The organism is Marinomonas pontica, assembly GCF_036322735.1.
Taxonomy (GTDB): Bacteria; Pseudomonadota; Gammaproteobacteria; order Pseudomonadales; family Marinomonadaceae; genus Marinomonas; species Marinomonas pontica.
The window spans coordinates 1,256,781-1,272,976 of the sequence record NZ_AP027271.1; the positions used below are offsets into that span (position 1 = coordinate 1,256,781).

Annotated in this window: 16 protein-coding genes; 6 read left to right on the forward strand and 10 right to left on the reverse strand. The window is 45.1% G+C overall.

Annotation, left to right across the window (positions count from 1 at the left end):
- Positions 1-74: 74 nt before the first annotated feature.
- On the forward strand, positions 75-578 hold the full coding sequence (locus AABA11_RS05885) for a hypothetical protein (RefSeq protein ID WP_265729162.1): 504 nt from the start codon (positions 75-77) through the stop codon (positions 576-578).
- Positions 579-585: 7 nt separating this feature from the next.
- Here the strand turns inward: AABA11_RS05885 and AABA11_RS05890 are convergent, their stop codons facing one another.
- The 4 genes from AABA11_RS05890 to dbpA all read right to left on the reverse strand — a co-directional run bounded on the left by AABA11_RS05890 (position 586) and on the right by dbpA (position 4,021).
- Positions 586-765: a hypothetical protein gene (locus AABA11_RS05890; protein WP_265729163.1), complete on the reverse strand. Its 180-nt coding sequence runs from the start codon at positions 763-765 to the stop codon at positions 586-588.
- Between the two features lie 110 nt (positions 766-875).
- Positions 876-2,177, reverse strand: a complete 1,302-nt coding sequence (gene guaD / locus AABA11_RS05895) for a guanine deaminase (protein ID WP_265729164.1) — start codon at positions 2,175-2,177, stop codon at positions 876-878.
- Positions 2,178-2,240: 63 nt separating this feature from the next.
- The gene (locus tag AABA11_RS05900) at positions 2,241-2,639 is read right to left on the reverse strand and encodes a VanZ family protein (protein WP_265729165.1); all 399 of its coding nucleotides are present in this window, start codon (positions 2,637-2,639) and stop codon (positions 2,241-2,243) included.
- Positions 2,639-4,021 (reverse strand): ATP-dependent RNA helicase DbpA, encoded by a 1,383-nt coding sequence (dbpA, locus tag AABA11_RS05905; protein WP_265729166.1) that lies wholly within the window; start codon positions 4,019-4,021, stop codon positions 2,639-2,641. The genes AABA11_RS05900 and dbpA overlap by 1 nt, the downstream gene beginning before the upstream one ends.
- A 198-nt stretch (positions 4,022-4,219) precedes the next feature.
- Between dbpA and AABA11_RS05910 the strand changes: the two genes are divergently transcribed.
- On the forward strand, positions 4,220-6,529 hold the full coding sequence (locus AABA11_RS05910) for a bifunctional diguanylate cyclase/phosphodiesterase (RefSeq protein ID WP_338266229.1): 2,310 nt from the start codon (positions 4,220-4,222) through the stop codon (positions 6,527-6,529).
- Between the two features lie 41 nt (positions 6,530-6,570).
- On the opposite strand, the gene AABA11_RS05915 is transcribed toward AABA11_RS05910, so the two are convergent.
- The 6 genes from AABA11_RS05915 to AABA11_RS05940 all read right to left on the reverse strand — a co-directional run bounded on the left by AABA11_RS05915 (position 6,571) and on the right by AABA11_RS05940 (position 12,918).
- Complete coding sequence (locus AABA11_RS05915; protein WP_265729167.1) at positions 6,571-7,506, reverse strand: LysR family transcriptional regulator; 936 nt, start codon at positions 7,504-7,506, stop codon at positions 6,571-6,573.
- A 37-nt stretch (positions 7,507-7,543) separates the two neighbouring features.
- Entirely contained in the window at positions 7,544-8,554 is a 1,011-nt protein-coding gene (locus tag AABA11_RS05920) for an ABC transporter ATP-binding protein (protein WP_338266231.1), read from the reverse strand.
- Complete coding sequence (locus AABA11_RS05925) at positions 8,554-9,552, reverse strand: ABC transporter ATP-binding protein (protein WP_338266234.1); 999 nt, start codon at positions 9,550-9,552, stop codon at positions 8,554-8,556. Before AABA11_RS05925 ends, AABA11_RS05920 begins: the two co-directional genes overlap by 1 nt.
- A gap of 1 nt (position 9,553) precedes the next feature.
- Positions 9,554-10,282, reverse strand: a complete 729-nt coding sequence (locus tag AABA11_RS05930; protein ID WP_338266236.1) for an ABC transporter permease — start codon at positions 10,280-10,282, stop codon at positions 9,554-9,556.
- Complete coding sequence (locus AABA11_RS05935) at positions 10,279-11,259, reverse strand: ABC transporter permease (protein WP_338266239.1); 981 nt, start codon at positions 11,257-11,259, stop codon at positions 10,279-10,281. The genes AABA11_RS05930 and AABA11_RS05935 overlap by 4 nt, the downstream gene beginning before the upstream one ends.
- A gap of 75 nt (positions 11,260-11,334) precedes the next feature.
- Positions 11,335-12,918 carry an ABC transporter substrate-binding protein gene (locus AABA11_RS05940; protein WP_420915690.1) on the reverse strand — a complete coding sequence of 528 codons (1,584 nt, stop codon included), beginning with the start codon at positions 12,916-12,918 and terminating at the stop codon, positions 11,335-11,337.
- 177 nt (positions 12,919-13,095) lie between these two features.
- Here AABA11_RS05940 and AABA11_RS05945 point away from each other — a divergent pair, with 177 nt between their 5' ends.
- The 4 genes from AABA11_RS05945 (at position 13,096) to AABA11_RS05960 (ending at position 16,056) form a co-directional block, all read left to right on the forward strand.
- Positions 13,096-13,695 (forward strand): acyl carrier protein phosphodiesterase, encoded by a 600-nt coding sequence (locus AABA11_RS05945; protein ID WP_338266241.1) that lies wholly within the window; start codon positions 13,096-13,098, stop codon positions 13,693-13,695.
- A gap of 283 nt (positions 13,696-13,978) precedes the next feature.
- Positions 13,979-14,995: a ribosome biogenesis GTPase YlqF gene (ylqF, locus tag AABA11_RS05950; RefSeq protein ID WP_338266243.1), complete on the forward strand. Its 1,017-nt coding sequence runs from the start codon at positions 13,979-13,981 to the stop codon at positions 14,993-14,995.
- An 11-nt stretch (positions 14,996-15,006) separates the two neighbouring features.
- Entirely contained in the window at positions 15,007-15,387 is a 381-nt protein-coding gene (locus AABA11_RS05955; protein ID WP_338266245.1) for a YacL family protein, read from the forward strand.
- Between the two features lie 69 nt (positions 15,388-15,456).
- Positions 15,457-16,056: a hypothetical protein gene (locus AABA11_RS05960; protein WP_338266246.1), complete on the forward strand. Its 600-nt coding sequence runs from the start codon at positions 15,457-15,459 to the stop codon at positions 16,054-16,056.
- The last annotated feature ends 140 nt before the right edge of the window (positions 16,057-16,196 follow it).

Below are 16,196 nucleotides of genomic sequence, written 5' to 3' on the forward strand. Positions count from 1 at the left end.
TCTTTGTGATTCGTTTGCGTAATTTATAAGATGGCTTATTTCGTGAGTCGTCTTAGGGAGAAGGAGACAGTTTTATGCATAACAGTGAGCAAGAAAAAATAGAGCTTGAACATCAAGCGGCTAAGCTTTTTATGCGTTGTTATGAAAATAATACCGGCAAGCATATTCGTCATATTTGGCACAATGATCCAATACGTCCTGATGTGTCTTGTATGTTAGAAGGGGAACGCCTAGATCTGGAAATTGCGCATTTGTATGGTTCTGAAGAAGAGGCTATGGAGTTGTTGGGACGTGACTTAAGCCCGGCAACACGCGAAGTGCTTCGAACGCTAAAGAACGAACCTGCGGACGAACGCCTACTGCGAGCGCTCAATAAAATTTTGGAAAACAAAGCCAGTAAACGTTATGAAACCCATCGTGTTTGGTTGGTGATTCGTAATACTCACCCGGCGTGGACTCAATCTGACATTAAAGCGCTGGAGCACTGTATAACCATGCCGATCCCACATGCGTTCGAAAAAGTGTGGATTTTAGGCGACATTGAAGGAAAAAGCGGCATTGTTCGCTTGTACCCGTAGTCATCAATTATTTAGGCTGATTCTGATTGGCATAGGCGCGTTTTTTTGCACGTTCATTGAGTCGTATTTGTTCGGCTTTGTATTTTTTAAGAACGATTAACCCGACGATGAGTGCGGCACAAAAGAAGATAATGGCGAAAGCGCCAAGGGCGACGGTAGCAAGAGAATGCATAATATGAGTGCTCACTATTTGTGCTAAATTGAAAAATAATAGCAGTGATTATATAAAAAAATGACCACGTTCACAGAGATGTAACCTGGTCATTTTTGTATTTGCTAAGTTTACTTTGGATGGCTCTAGCGTTGATGTACGCACTTTCCTGCAGAATACGTCGCTTGGATTGCTCGGTCGTCGCCTATGGTCATGAAAACAAATAGGCTTTCTTCTATGTTTTTAGAAAGAGCTAAGCGTGATTTTAATAATGGCGTGGCTTTTTTATCAAGGAGGATAAAGTCAGCTTCACTGCCCACCGCCAAGTTGCCAATTTTATCTTCTAAGCGAAGCGCTCTCGCACCGCCTAGGGTCGATAAATACAAAGATTTGATTGGGTTGAGGTTTTCGTTTTGCAGCTGAATCACCTTATAGGCTTCATTCAGGGTTTGTAGCATAGAGAAGCTGGTGCCGCCACCGACATCGGTGCCAAGACCCACGTTCACTTTATGCTCTTCTGCTTTGCTTAATTTGAATAAGCCGCTACCAATAAATAAATTGGACGTTGGGCAAAATGAAATCGCTGATCCTGTTTCATGCAATCTATGGTATTCGCTGTCACACAAATGGATGCCATGAGCGAACACAGATCGTTCGCTCAGGAGTTTATGTTGATCATAAACATCCAGATAGTTTGTGCTTTGTGGGAATAGGTCTTGTACCCAAGCGCATTCGTCTTTGTTTTCGGATAAGTGTGTATGCATGTACACATCCTTGTATTCGCCTAACAGTTTACCCGCCAATTGTAACTGCTCGTCGGAGCTTGTTGGTGCGAAACGAGGGGTGATGGCGTAATGCAGTCGGCCTTTATTGTGCCATGTATCGATCAGTTCTTTGCTTTCTTGGTAACTGCTTTCTGGTGTGTCGGTCAGGTAATCTGGCGCGTTTCTGTCCATCATGACTTTGCCGCAAATCATGCGTAAGTTGTGTACTTCGCACGCTTCGAAAAAGGCGTCTACGGACACTTTATGCACGGTGCCAAATACAAGTGCTGTGGTGGTGCCATTGCGAAGTAGTTCGCTAAGGAAACGTTCCGCCACCTCTTTGGCATGAGCTTTGTCACTGAATTTACTTTCTTCTGGAAAAGTATAGGTATTCAACCAAGTTAACAGCTGCTCACCGTAGGAGCCAATCATGTCTGTCTGCGGGTAATGAATGTGAGTGTCTATGAATCCAGGGGTGATGATGGCATCAGGATGATGTTCTACGACGGTGCCTTGAGGAAGTGAAGAAAGTAAGTCTTTGGCGTGACCTAACGCATAGATTTTATCGTCTTCAATGACCAGTAAGCCATCTTCAAAGTATTCATACGCTGCACTGATGCCCACATCTTTTGGGTCGGCAATGCAGTGAACAATGGCGGAGCGCCACGCTTTTAAATGGCTCATATGTCTCTCTTAGCGGTTGTCGTGTGTTTTGAAAAAGATATTTGACCGAGTGGTTATACTTTATCAGGTCTTTTTTAGGCTTTCATCCATCCTTTGCGTCCGTTTCGAAAAAATCCATGCGCCTAGCTTGATGATTACTACTATGAACACGCCAAAAGCGTCGGCGTAAAAGTCCAGCCATTCACCATGTCTGTTCACATAAGGCTGAATTATTTCGACAACACCGCCCAAAAGAATGATCAGCATGGCGAGGCTTAAAAAGCGTTTTAAAGGCCCAAAGGCACACAATAAGGCCCATCCACCAAACCCGATGATGTGGTGAAGTTTGTCTGTACCAGGCACAGGAGGGAGTTGAGCGGCAGGGGTTAGAGTGGCAACAAGTATAATCACTGCACCGATGATAAAACCGACAGCTTGCGCTGTCGGAGTAAACCAGAACGATGTGGGTAAGCGCGTAAACATTAGCGAAGGATTCGAGCGCGAATGTTTTTGCCTTTGATTTTTTTGTTTTCAAATTCTTTAACAACGCTTTTGGCAACGGCGTTATCTATGGACACATAAGCATGAAAATCGAAAATATCGATTTTGCCGACTTGAGATTTGTCCAATCCTAGACCCGCGGTTAATGCACCAAGAATATCGCCTGGGCGAAGCTTGTTTTTTCTACCTGCGTCAAATGAAATGGTGGTTTTCTGTGGTATCAAACGATAGTGCGGATCGAGGGATTCCAATTCAATAAAGTTGGCGGTGATGCCAAACCGAGTTTCAATATCTCGCACTTTGTAGTCGTCTTTTGATGTTACAAGATTGACGGCAATACCTGCTGCGCCTGCACGGCCAGTTCGACCGATACGGTGTGTGTGCACGTCGGTATCACGAGTGGTGTCATAGTTCACGACAAGGTCGATTTCTTTTACGTCGATACCGCGAGCGGCTACGTCAGTGGCCACTAATACACAGCTGCTCTGATTACTGAAACGAACCAATACTTGATCGCGTTGCCTTTGTTCAAGATCACCGTGAATGGCTTGCGCAGCAACTTTGTGTTCCGCTAACCAATCTGCAACGACTTGAGACTCCGCTTTTGTGTTACAGAATACGATCGCTTGACGAGGTTCAAAGTGTTGTAACGCCGCCAAAAGCGTCTCGCATTTGTCTTTGTTTTCGCTGCGAACGAAAAATTGTTCTATATTTGGTTTAAGGTCTTCTTGAACTTCCACTTTGATACTAACAGGGGCATTTTGAAACTCTGTACTAATGGCTTCGATGCCATCGCCGTAGGTAGCCGAAAAAAGCAGGGTTTGGCGGTTATTTGGTGTGAGCTCAACCACTTCACGAATACTATCGACGAATCCCATGTCTAGCATTCGGTCGGCTTCGTCCAATACCAGAGTATTTAACGCGTTTAGCTTGAGAGTGCCTTTGCGTAAATGCTCCATCAAACGCCCAGGTGTCCCAACCACAATGTGCGCACCGTGTTCTAAAGACCCAATTTGTGGTCCAAACGGCATACCACCACATAAGCTAAGTACTTTGATGTTGTCTTGAAAACGAGCCACTTTACGAATTTCTTTAGAGACTTGGTCAGCAAGCTCGCGAGTTGGACACATAACCAGTGCTTGTACGCCAAAGAAACGAGGGTTGATCTTAAGCAACAGGCCAATTGCAAAGGCTAAGGTTTTACCGCTGCCCGTTTGAGCTTGAGCTAGGATGTCTTTACCCTCAATCATCGGCGGTAAACTTTGCTCTTGAATAGGCGTGAACGTAGTGAACCCCATGTCAGAAAGCAAGGCGGTTAATTTAGTTGGAAGTAGTGTATTTAAGGTGTGATTGAATTGGGTCACAAAAGGCCTGTCTATTAGAATAAATAATACGCGAAGAATACCAGAAAACAGCGGTAAATACTTTTCTTCGATAATTATTCCGTGTTGGTTTTATGGTTTTTAGGTAAAGTGACTAGGTAAGGTTCATAGAGGAACCGACGGCTTCATTTGAAACTGGTAAACATCCATAGGTAAACAATGATTTCATTAAGAAACCACGTGAAGAGTAAAAAGGCGCCTGCCAGTGTTTTTAGTGTTGTTTTTTTATGTGGTGTGATCATCAGTTTTGCGATGTATTGGGAAGAGTCTGAGCATGCCTACATCGACCAAAAAGCGCTTGGAACCCATTTCACAGAAAAGCTAAACAATACCTTAACGCAATACAAATCTGAGTTTTCGGCCGTCGTGGCTTTAATCGAGTCGAGTAAAGGAGAGGTGACATCGGAACATTTTGCCCGTTTTGCTCGTAATTTAGTAAGTACTCATGAGATGAGCTTGTACTCTGCTCAATATGTTCCGCTGAGCAAAAAAAATGAGTATGAAATTAAGCAAAGAATTTTGCTGGGTAACAGCGATTTTACGATTCACCCAGAAGGTGACAGAGCCGAATATTTACCCCTGACACTGGGGTACCCAGATAAGCTTGTTTATGGCTATGACCTTTTATACCCAGATTATAAATATGTAGCGTCTATTCAAGCGGTTCGTAATGCGTCGGATGTGGCTCTATCGCAACCCTCGTTATCACCTTTTGCAGAGGATGCGGAAAATTCTTTTCTGGATACCTTTATTTTTAGAGCCCCCATTTATCTTTCTGTTGATGTTCGCCCTTCTAAAATAACCGACAGTATTGGTTTTCACGGTATGGTAGGCGCCTATTTTAACGTGGACGATTTACTCAATCAGATTGCGCCATTGGTGAACAAAACCCTCTTTTACCGAATGGGCGATATCACAGAGGGCCCACCAATTTGGTTTGCTGATTCATCAAACAACGCATGGAAAGAAGGAGAGTACAATTCGTCAACGATTGCAATTGCTGGGCGTAAGTGGCGAGTCGATACACGTTACATTGAAAGCATTCAGAGTCAGTTGCATTGGTGGCTGATTTTAATGCCCGTATTGCTGTTTACCGTATTAGGGTTGTGTTTAGCATTTTATACAAGAAAGCTGGCGCTAACGTATTTTGCCATGTTGGACACCGTAAATAAGCGTATTGAAATTGATGAACTAACCGGGCTTTTCAGTCGTTATCAGATACAACATAGGTTGAGTGAGCTTATTGTTGGTTGTAAAAAGACCGACAAAAAATTAGCCGCTATGATCTTAGATTTGGATCATTTTAAAACCATTAATGACGCATTCGGGCATGGTGTAGGAGATAAGCTTCTCGTCAAAGTGTCTGAACGGTTAACGTCGGTCTTGCCTGAAAATGCCGAAGTGGGCTACCTAGGCGGTGACGCATTTTTGGTGATTTTGGTGCAAAGTGACCATCAAGAAATGCCGCAACTAAATACGCTCTCAAAAGACATTATTCATAAGATCAGTCAGAGTTATTTTGTCGATGGCCTGACATTGGACATCGGTTGCTCTATCGGTGTGGCTTTGTTTCCTGACTTTGGTTTAGATGCAGTGACCTTGATTAAAAATGCAGACATGGCGGTATATCAAGCCAAAACAGCAGGGCGTGCAACGTATCATTTTTACGACGGTGAAATGGGGCAGCGGTTTGCTCGCAATGTGCGGATAGAAACACGTTTGCGACAAGGGTTGCTAAATGAAAAGCTTGAACTTCACTTTCAACCCAAAGTCGATTTGATGAGCGAGCGATGTGTGGGTATGGAAGCCTTGTTACGCTGGGAAGACGAAGAATTAGGTGTTGTTTCTCCGGCTGAATTTGTTCCTATCGCGGAGCGAAGTGGGATTATTTTGCCTTTGGGGGATTGGGTATTTGAACAAGCCTTCCGCCACATTATAGAGTGGCAAGAGCAAGGTATTACTGTGCCACCCATTGCGATTAATTGTTCAGCGGCGCAGCTCAAACGCGTGGATTTCTTACCTAAATTAATGGCCTTGCTAGATAAATATAAGGTGGATCCCAGTTTGTTGGAAATAGAAGTCACCGAGTCTATTTTGATTGAAGATGCTGAAAGTTGTGCCGAACTGTTACGACAGATCAGTCGTCTTGGTATGAAACTGGCGATTGACGATTTTGGAACGGGATATTCCAGCTTGAGCTATTTGAAAAACTTCCCCTTTCATTATGTCAAAATAGATCAGGTATTTATTCGAGATATTATTGAAGATGACAATAACGCCGCATTAACAAAAGCGATTATTAGTCTGAGTCACAGTTTGGGTTTGAAAGTGATTGCAGAAGGTATTGATAGCAACGAACAGTTAGCGTTGTTGCGGGAATACGGTTGCGACATCGGACAGGGCTATCTTTTTAGCAAAGCGTTGGGCGCTCGTTCAATGGGAAGTGATCCAATTATGGTGGCGCTGAACGAGCAAGAACAGCATCTGTAAACCGAGATAATGATGGGTTAAAGTCAGTCGCTCGCGGTGGTTTAAAGTGATCCACTGCGAGCGATTTTGTGTTTTAGCGCTTCCCAAAATTGCGTTAGATTGGGGTTCTGATTGAACTTTGAACGGTACAACCGTATTTCTAAGGGGATGTGCCAGTTTTCTTCGCCCGCCAACGCCACTTTCCCGTAATTTAGGGTGTCTAACATGAGGCGTTTTGGGATCCAACCCACACCGTAACCTTCTTTTACCATGGCTTTGATGCTGACAGAGTGATAATTCTCTGACAGTGTTTGCAGCTGAGGAATGTCTCGTTGCCTTTGTAGGTGGTGGTGAATCACCGGTTGCAGGAATGAATTTTCATAATAGCCAATATAGGGTAATGGCTTACGTTTGGCGCCTGGCAGCGTGAACTTAGGCTCACCCGTTGCGTCGGTCGCGCTACAAGGAATGAGTGTTTCTTCGGCAATCACCAAATGTTCATACTGTTCATCATCAAGCGCACGAATGAAGTTAATCGCCGGATGCCAATAACACAGCATGATGTCGCATTGTTGATCCATTAATGAGTTCACAAAATCAATGCCCAACCAAGAACTCGACTTCATATTGATGTCGAGATCCATGTCGATACTTTGGCAAAAGGGTTCGATCACTTCTTTGTAAAAACTCAGGAATAGAGTTTGCGTTGTGACAAAGCGTACTTGGGATTCTTCCTGTTTGCGGATCTCTTGGCAACGCTCTTTCGTATCCCTTAATTGTCTTGTAATCAGCTCGGCGCTTTGCAGAAACACTTCGCCTGCAGGTGTTAATGACAGAGGCAATGTGTTGCGGTCAATAAGCGTGACGCGCATTTCTTCTTCCAGTAACTTAATGCGTCGACTAAACGTAGGCTGTGTCACGTTTTGTTCGTCCGCGGCCCGCGAAAAATGGCGCGTTTTCGCTAGGGCGATAAAGTCCTCAAGCCATCTTATTTCCATGAGGCCTCCTGACGAGCAGAAGAGAAAAAGGCGAGCATCATAGACGACCCTCCTCAATAGCGTGACATGCCACACTGCTGCCATCACTTTGTAACGTCATAGCGGGTGAGGATTCGTAACACCGCTGATTGGCATAAGGGCATCGCGCTTGAAAAACACATCCGATGGGCTTTTCCGTTGGGGTTGGTACTTCGCCAATGAGTCGAATGGGTTGCGCTGTGTTGCTGTCTAATCGAGGAATCGCCGATAGCAAGGCTTGTGTATATGGGTGTTTTGGTGAGCTGAACAAAGTGGCTGTGGGTGCCAGTTCACAGACTCGCCCTAAATACATGACGGCCACACGAGTGGCAAAGTGCTCTACAACCGCCAAATCATGCGTAATAAACAAGTAGCTCAGATTGCGCTCTTCTTGTTTGTCCATCATTAGATTGAGAACTTGAGCTTGCACGGACACATCCAAAGCCGACAAAGGCTCGTCCGCGACAATAAAATCCGGCTCTACGGACAAAGCGCGAGCCAAGCTAATACGTTGGCGTTGACCGCCCGAGAATTCATGAGGGTAACGGTCGGAACTGGACGCCGAGATGCCCACAGACTCTAGAAGTTCGTCAATTTTTTCATCCACATGAGATTGAGACAGTTGTGGATTATGGAAGGAAATTGGCTCGCTCAGCGTTTGATAGACCGTCATTCTGGGGTTGAGTGACGCGTATGGGTTTTGAAACACCATTTGCATACGACGACGGAAAAACATACGTTGACGATCGTTAAGTAGATCGATGCGTTGGTCAAGATAGTGGATTTCACCGGCGCTGGGTTTGGTTAACCCCATAATGACCCGTGCTAACGTTGATTTTCCGCACCCCGTCTCCCCGACCACACACAGTGTTTCTCCTTGGTTGACTGTAAGGTTCACGCCATTCAGTGCATGAACGCTGTCTTTGTGTCGGGTGAGTTTGCCTTGATGCAGGCGCCATTGTCCCAGCCAGCTTTCCTTGGTGGTAAAGGCTTTTTCGAGGCCGCTAATTTGAATAAGAGGCGTTGCCATTACAATGCCTCCTTTTCATTCTCTGAAAATTCATTCAACATGTCTTCTATAATAAAGCAGGCCACAGTGGACACACCGTTGTAAATAAACTGCGGTTGTTCTTGTCGGCATTTTTGTGTGGCGTAAGGGCATCGAGGATGAAATGCACAGCCGGATGGGCGCTCGGTCAAAGAGGGCATGCTGCCTTGTATTTGGTTGAGGCGTTGGCCAGGTAACGTCATCTGAGGCAAGGCGTTTAGCAATCCTTGGGTATAAGGATGCTGAGGATCATTGATGATTTCCAATGTCGGGCCTTCTTCTACTATATGACCGGCATACATGACTAGGGTTCGTTCAGCCACTTTAGAGACCACGCTAAGATCATGGCTGATCAAAATAAGCGCCACGCCGTTATCTCGGCAAATGGCCAATAACAGCTGGAGAATTTCGGCTTGAATAGTCACATCCAAGGCGGTAGTGGGCTCATCTGCAATAATAATATCTGGGTTCAATAAAAGCACAGACGCTATGATAACCCGTTGTCTCATCCCGCCAGATAATTCGTGAGGGTATTGATCAAAGCGCTTTTCGGGAGATGCAATTTGCACGTTGTGCAGTTTTTCAATGGCAATGTTACGCGCATCTTTGTACGAAATTTTTGTGTGGCTGCGGATGGTTTCCACCAGTTGATCGCCAATGGTCAAGACGGGGTTTAACGTCATCATTGGATCTTGGAAAATCATAGCAATGCGTTTGCCTCGCACTTCCTGAAGCTGGCGAAGGTTCATGGTTGTCAGTTCTTTGTTTTCTAATTTAATTGAACCTGATTCGATGTAACCTGGTTTACCAATCAAGTTGACTATAGAAAAGCCAAGAATGGATTTTCCTGCCCCCGATTCACCCACGATCGCAATTCGCTCACCGCGATTAAGGGTAAAGCTGACGTCAATCAGAGCAGCCAGTTCCTGCTTTTTCATGTGAAAGTTGACGTGTAGATGGCTGACGCTTAATAAATTCATATTAGTCTTTATACGTCCTTGGATTTAGATGGTCGCGCAACCAATCGCCCAGTAAATTCATGGGCAAAATGTGTCGAAACATAATGCGTTTTGAGCTGATTCCCATCACTCGCGCCGCATCGACATACTCTTGCTGCTTCTCCGCTAACACAGAGGCTCGAATGGTACGGGCAAAAAGCGGCCACTCGGTTAAACCAATAACAAGAATCAAGATGACCATGGCCAGTTGTTGGTAACGCGCCATACCAAACAAGGATTGGAAGATGGCTAAAAACACAATGGCCACCATCATATTGGAAAAAGACAGTTGAATGTCTGCACAGCGCATTAAAAAATTGTCGATACGGCCACCTAAATACCCCGCCACCAGACCAATGCAGATGCCTAAGGTGGCCTGAATCAAAACAGCGCAAATGCCGATGGTGAGTGAAAGTCGCGTGCCATATAAAATAACCGACAGTAGGTCGCGACCTTGGGCGTCTGTGCCTAATAGGAATCGGCTGTCTCCACTGATCCAGCTAGGGGCAATCTCGGAATTCATCAAATCCATAAACGCAGGGTCGACAATATCAAAGGGGGCAACCAAGGGAGCCAGTAGGGCAACAAGGCAATAGAAGAGAAAGATAATCAGCGCCAACATGGCCAGTTTGTCGCCAACAAAACCCGATAAAATATGGCTCCAGCGGCTGCCAGAAACCGGATGAATGAGGTCTTTTTTCGAGTACTTCATAGTCCATGGCTCGCTAAACGTACGGTGGGGTTTACTAAGCCGTAGATCAAATCCACTAACGTGTTGGTAATTACAAAAATTCCACCAACAACGATCAAATAGGCCGAAACCAGTGGCGTGTCTACCCGACTTACAGCGTCCATGAATAAGAATCCCATCCCTGGCCATTGAAAAATTGTTTCTGTCAAAATGGTATACGCAACCAGTGTTCCAGCTTGAATGCCACCGACCGTAATGACAGGCAGCATGGTGTTTTTTAAGGCGTGGACAAAATAAATTCGTGGCGCTGACAGCCCCTTTGACCATGCAAACCGAATGTATTCAGACTGCAACACTTCCATCATTTCGGCACGGATTAGGCGAACAAAAATAGGCATTAGGGCAATGGCAAGGGATAAACTTGGTAACAGTAAATGTTTTAAACCGTCTTTGGTGACGAGCCCACTTTCCCATAGGCCGAATACTTCGGTGGTTTGGCCCCGACCAAAGCTGGGCACCATGTTTAATTCTATCGAAAATATGTAGACCATTAGAATGGCGATGATAAAAATAGGCACGGAAAGCCCTATAGAACTGATGACCATCAGCAATCGAGATAGAATGTGTTTGGGCTTTATAGCAGCAAGAACGCCGCATGGAGTGGCCACAAGAATGACAATAATAATGGCGCAAAGTGCCAGTTCTAATGTGGCAGGAAGCTTTTCTAAAATCACATCAAGGGTGGGTTCTTTATAGTAATAGGAAGTGCCAAGATCGCCTTGAACAGCGCCCTTCGCAAACCGCCAATACTGAACAAAGAAGCCGTCATTTAGCCCCAGTTCATTGCGCAGTTTATTGCGTTCTTCTGGCGAGACAGTCATGGCCACCATTTGCTGAACGGGGTCACCTAATTTGTCTTGGATAGAAAAACTGATCACACTGATAATGACCATAACAAAGCAGGCTTGCATGAGGCGACGCAGTAAAAAAATCAGCATAAGGTGAGGGTGCTTCCACTGGTCAATAACGGGTTTTCTATCCGACTAAACACGCTCACAAGTTGACGGTGTTGATTATTCTTCAATGAATAAGTCTCCTATATGAGGGTAGTTTTGATCGTTCACGATGTCTTTGATTTTGACTTTGTCTTTTGCTGCCCATGTCAATGACTGCCAATACAGCGGCACGATGGCGGCATCCTTGTATAAGGTGCGTTCTATTTGCTGCAAAAGTCTAAGGCGCCGTTCGGGGTTCATCTCTCGGTTTGCTTGGCGAATGTCATCGTCAATGTTAGACCTACAATATTCGCTGGCATTATAAGCGCCCATGCCGGTTTTGGCATCTGTGCAGGCAATAATAAATTCAAATAAATTGTTGGAATCCATGGTGTCTGACTGCCAGCCGAGCATCATCATGTCGGCACTGCGGTTATCAAACTCTTTGAAGTATTGAGCTTTCGGTAGGGTTTTAAGGTCGACAACAATGTGGATTTTAGACAGCATGGCGCTGATTGCTTGTGCGACTTTTTCGTCACTCATATAGCGGTTGTTAGGGGCCATCATGCTGATTCTAAAGCCGTCTTCGTATCCGGCTTCTTTCATTAATGCCAAAGCTTCAGTGATGTTATATTCAGGCTCTAAATTGTTGATGTGGCCTAAAAAGCGGTCTGGGCTTAACTGGCCTGCAGGCGTTGCGTAACCTTTTAGTATTTTGTCGACAATAAGGGATTGGTTAATGGCAAGGTTAATGGCTTTTCTGACACGAATGTCTTGAAATTCTTTGCGGCGCTTTTGGTTCATGTGCAACAGTAAAATACGGGTGCTCGGCAGTGTTACTAGCTGGATATTGGGCACCTTTTTTGTGCGTTCGATATCAATGGGAGAAACAGGGAAAATAAAGTCTACGTCCCCTGACAGCAACGCTGCCAGTCGGGTCGAGTCAGTGCGAATGGGGGTTAAAATGACCTTGTCGACGTTACCAGCGGAGTCTTTGTCCCAATAATGCGGGTTGCGGTCTAGCTCCATGCGGCTTCCAAGCTCTCGGTTTACAAGAATAAATGGCCCCGTTCCAGAAACGTGCTGAGAGGCGAAGGTCTCACCGTACTTAATAATTTGATCTTGGTCTTGGTAAAACGTTTTATCCAACGGGAAAACGTAGGTCATGATGTTGAGCAGCAAAGGATTGGTATAGGTGGTGTGCACGTCAATGGTGTAATTGTCTACCATTGAAACCGTGTCTATCGTGTCGAACATGGCTCTAAAATCGGGAGACTTTTTTAAACGCTGTATCGTGTAAATGACGTCTTTGGCTGAAAATGGGTTTCCGGTACGAAAGGTCACGTTTTTACGCAGAAAAAAACGCATAGTATGGTTGTCAATTCTTTCCCATTTTGTGGCGAGTCGGGGTTCAAATTGACCATTTTGATCCCATCGTAATAAAGGGTCGAAAACAAGATGCGAAAATTGCAATGTGCTTTCAGATAGCTGTTCATGTGGGTCTAATGAAACGGGGTCGGTATCGAAAGCAATCTTAAGTGTGGTTGCCATGGCTTGGTTGCCTAAAGCGAATGCCAAGCAGCAGGCTATAATGACCTTTATTCTCATTTTCGTTGGTCTCGCGTTGGGTTTGGCTTTGTCGATGTCATGAATGTCATCCATACGCCGATGATTTTTATAGTGAGAGTATCTCAAGGGGCGTGAATCTTGACCATTAAGATGACAATTGAGCATTTTTACAAAAAATAGACTAAAAAGACAGCCAGTCCGCTGTGCGTTGACGCAATTGGATAACATTGTCTTTTCTCTTTTAACTGAGTTTTAACGATAAAGGCGTCTATGAATTATTTTGCACACCTTCACATTGCTTCACTTACTCACACCTCGTGGGTAGGCAATTTGTTGGGGGATTTTCCGGTCGATGCAGCACAGCTGGATGCGGATCTACTAATGGGGTGGCGTTTGCACCAAAAGGTGGACGTGATGGTGGATCAACATGATGCCAGTGTGCAGTTTCGTTCCATGCCAAGAAAAGGGCGTCGACGTTTTGCAGGAATAGTGCAAGATATCGCGATGGATTACTGGCTTATCCAGTATTGGGAACGCTTTAGCCAAACGCCTTTGGATGTTTTTTGCCATCAGGCGTTGACTGGGTTGGTTCGCGATAAAGAACGTAGCCCAGAGCGCTTGAAAAATATGATCAGTTCTTTAGAAAAGGAGAATTGGCTGTCCAATTTAGGCACTGTTGATGGGGTGGAAAAAGCGTTATTTTCGATTATGCGACGTTGGCGGCACGGTGAGCATTTAAAGGCGTTTGTAGACGATTTGGAGCCAGTGATTGAGCAAGCTAGATTGCCATTTTTGAGCTTATATCCTGATTTGCTGGCGTTCGTTAACGAAGAAATGAAAAAAGCCGAGGCCACACACAGCCTCGGCTAATGGACCTTTCGACTATCGAATCGATCGTCAGTCCAATCGAGAGAACAACCAGACTAAGCGGAGTAAGCTCGGTGCAGATTCCTTGCTTTGCTTAATCTGGAATGGATGAGTATAGAGTGTTTGCTATAGCTTGCCTTGACTTGCGTCAGAGTTGTCTCTCTCAGAAGGTCAAATTCAAAGGCGAAGGTTCGTTTCTTTATAAGCAGAGTATTTTCTCTATCTTGTATGAAGTTGTGGTAGAATCCGCCACCGAAAAAAGCTTGGTTAAAAGGGGAGAGTTAGGGTGAGCGTTCAGTGGTATCCAGGACACATGAATAAAGCGCGTCGTGAAATCGAAGAAGTTATGACGCAAGTTGATATCGTGATTGAAGTGTTGGATTCCCGTATTCCTGACTCCAGCCAAAATCCTATGCTTAATACATTGCGGGGTGATGTACCTGTGCTTCGTCTTTTGAATAAAAAAGACTTGGCAGACAAAGCTCGACTAGACTTATGGTTAGAGCATTGGCGCGGTAGTGAGACCGTTTTAGCGCACCCCTTTTCGACGTTAGACAAAGCCGATGTGGCGAAAATCAGTCAGTGGGTTGGTCAAATGGTGCCTCATAGAGGAAGTGCTGAAAAACCAATCAGAGCCATGATTGCGGGAATTCCCAATGTGGGCAAATCCAGCCTGATGAACGCTTTGTTAGGGCGACGGGTCGCAAAAGTGGGGGATGAGCCCGCAGTGACCAAATCCCAGCAGAAGCTTAAAGTGACGAACGGTTTTCAAATCCTCGATACACCGGGGATTTTATGGCCCAAAATTGAAAACCCCGATGCCAGTTATCGTTTGGCGGTAACGGGCGCGGTGCGAGACACGGCGATTGATTACGAAGACGTGGCGTTGGCCGGGTTGAAGTTTTTTATTGCGGATTATTTGGATGCCTTGGTGACACGTTACAAGTTAAAAGACGTATCTACAGACCCATATGAAGTATTGAAAGTAATTGGTTCTAAGCGCGGTGCGTTGCGCTCAGGTGGTAAAGTTGACATGCACAAAGCGGCGGAGGTTTTTTTAAACGACGTCCGAACGGGGGCAATTGGTCCTTATGTAATGGAAACGCCTGAGATGATTGCGTTGGAAGAACGTATGGTTGAAGAGGCGAAAGCAAAAAAAGAAGCGGAGCGCCAAGCCAGGTTAGCCGCGGCGATTCCACAGCGACAGCAAGCAAGCAACCGAGCTTATCGCGACAACCAAACACAACAGACAGATCAAGCTGGTGTTACTAAGCAAGATGAGAACAAAGATGACAAGCAGTGAGGTTCACGGTCATGGATTATGAAATTGCCTTTGATCAGGACGAGAATGTGTATCGCATCCATACAGGGTATGAGTTTGCCGCCATCGGCGAATGGGTGTCAGAGTACGTTCGTGATAAAGAAAGTATTCAACGAGTGTTGGTTGCTGCTCGACTGGCAGAGACAGAAAAAGAGACCACTGAATTTAAACATGGTCCTTTTGATGTAATATTCAGTGAAGAGGGTGTATCGGTTTCTCGACAAATTGATCTGGCGTCGGCAGAAGAAGAAATCAAAGCCATGTTTGATACCCAGGACAGCTTTTATCAAACGTCGACAGATGGGATTCAAGCCGAATGTGGCTTGGATGATCTGATTAACATGATTGAAAACTGGCACGACGTGCTGCAGTAGTTGTTCCTTGCGCTGGCTAGGTTTACACTAGCGATTGTTTATTTTTTTACGTTTTTTTAGGGAGCCGATATGCTCATCGAATTGGAAAAAGCCCGCACTCGAAACAATGTCGTTCGCATTTTTCGTGAAGAGTTGGACGGACCAGATAGCTGGACCGACGGTTTTGTTGTGGATGCCAACGAAGAAATGGTTTTGCTCCAATTGGTGGATGACAGTGTTCGTCTGAATGGTTATCAGATCCTGTTTTTGGAAGACATCAGCGACTTTGCTCATCCTGCTCCCTTTAATGATTTCCAGAAAAAAGTGTTGTCACTTCGTGGCGAAGAAGTTGTTGATCCTGAAGTAGAGCTCGATGACTTGGCAGTTCTGCTGATCGATATTAGTGAAGAATTTGGTCTTGTTACCCTTCATCGCGAAGAGATTGAGCCAGACAGCTGTGAAATCGGACGCGTCGTTCGTGCTGACGCAGTGACATACGAATTAGAAGAAATTGGTTCGGATGCGCGCTGGTTTGATGAAACCTTTGAATACGATCTTTATGATATCACTCGCATTGAATTTGGTGGGGCTTATGAAGAAGCTCTATTGATGGCCAATGACGATATGGGTGATGATGCTTATGAATTGTCGGATGAGTATCCTGATGACGGCATTGTAGACGACGAGTAAAAAGCCATAGCGTGTTGGTTTGTGTGTAAAATGCTGAAATAAAAAGCGCCGTTAAGGCGTTTTTTATTTTGTGCCTGCTGCTGATGAAACAAATGAATATTTTAATAATGCCGTATTGCGTTCTGTCTTGCTTTTGCGAT

Coding starts and splice junctions, on each gene's coding strand:
- AABA11_RS05925 (WP_338266234.1), bottom strand. CDS start 9,552: ATGAATTTATTAAGCGTCAGCCATCTACACGTCAACTTTCACATGAAA.
- AABA11_RS05885 (WP_265729162.1), top strand. CDS start 75: ATGCATAACAGTGAGCAAGAAAAAATAGAGCTTGAACATCAAGCGGCT.
- AABA11_RS05930 (WP_338266236.1), bottom strand. CDS start 10,282: ATGAAGTACTCGAAAAAAGACCTCATTCATCCGGTTTCTGGCAGCCGC.
- guaD (WP_265729164.1), bottom strand. CDS start 2,177: ATGAGCCATTTAAAAGCGTGGCGCTCCGCCATTGTTCACTGCATTGCC.
- AABA11_RS05960 (WP_338266246.1), top strand. CDS start 15,457: ATGCTCATCGAATTGGAAAAAGCCCGCACTCGAAACAATGTCGTTCGC.
- AABA11_RS05935 (WP_338266239.1), bottom strand. CDS start 11,259: ATGCTGATTTTTTTACTGCGTCGCCTCATGCAAGCCTGCTTTGTTATG.
- AABA11_RS05920 (WP_338266231.1), bottom strand. CDS start 8,554: ATGGCAACGCCTCTTATTCAAATTAGCGGCCTCGAAAAAGCCTTTACC.
- AABA11_RS05915 (WP_265729167.1), bottom strand. CDS start 7,506: ATGGAAATAAGATGGCTTGAGGACTTTATCGCCCTAGCGAAAACGCGC.
- AABA11_RS05940 (WP_420915690.1), bottom strand. CDS start 12,918: ATGGATGACATTCATGACATCGACAAAGCCAAACCCAACGCGAGACCA.
- AABA11_RS05955 (WP_338266245.1), top strand. CDS start 15,007: ATGGATTATGAAATTGCCTTTGATCAGGACGAGAATGTGTATCGCATC.
- AABA11_RS05900 (WP_265729165.1), bottom strand. CDS start 2,639: ATGTTTACGCGCTTACCCACATCGTTCTGGTTTACTCCGACAGCGCAA.
- AABA11_RS05945 (WP_338266241.1), top strand. CDS start 13,096: ATGAATTATTTTGCACACCTTCACATTGCTTCACTTACTCACACCTCG.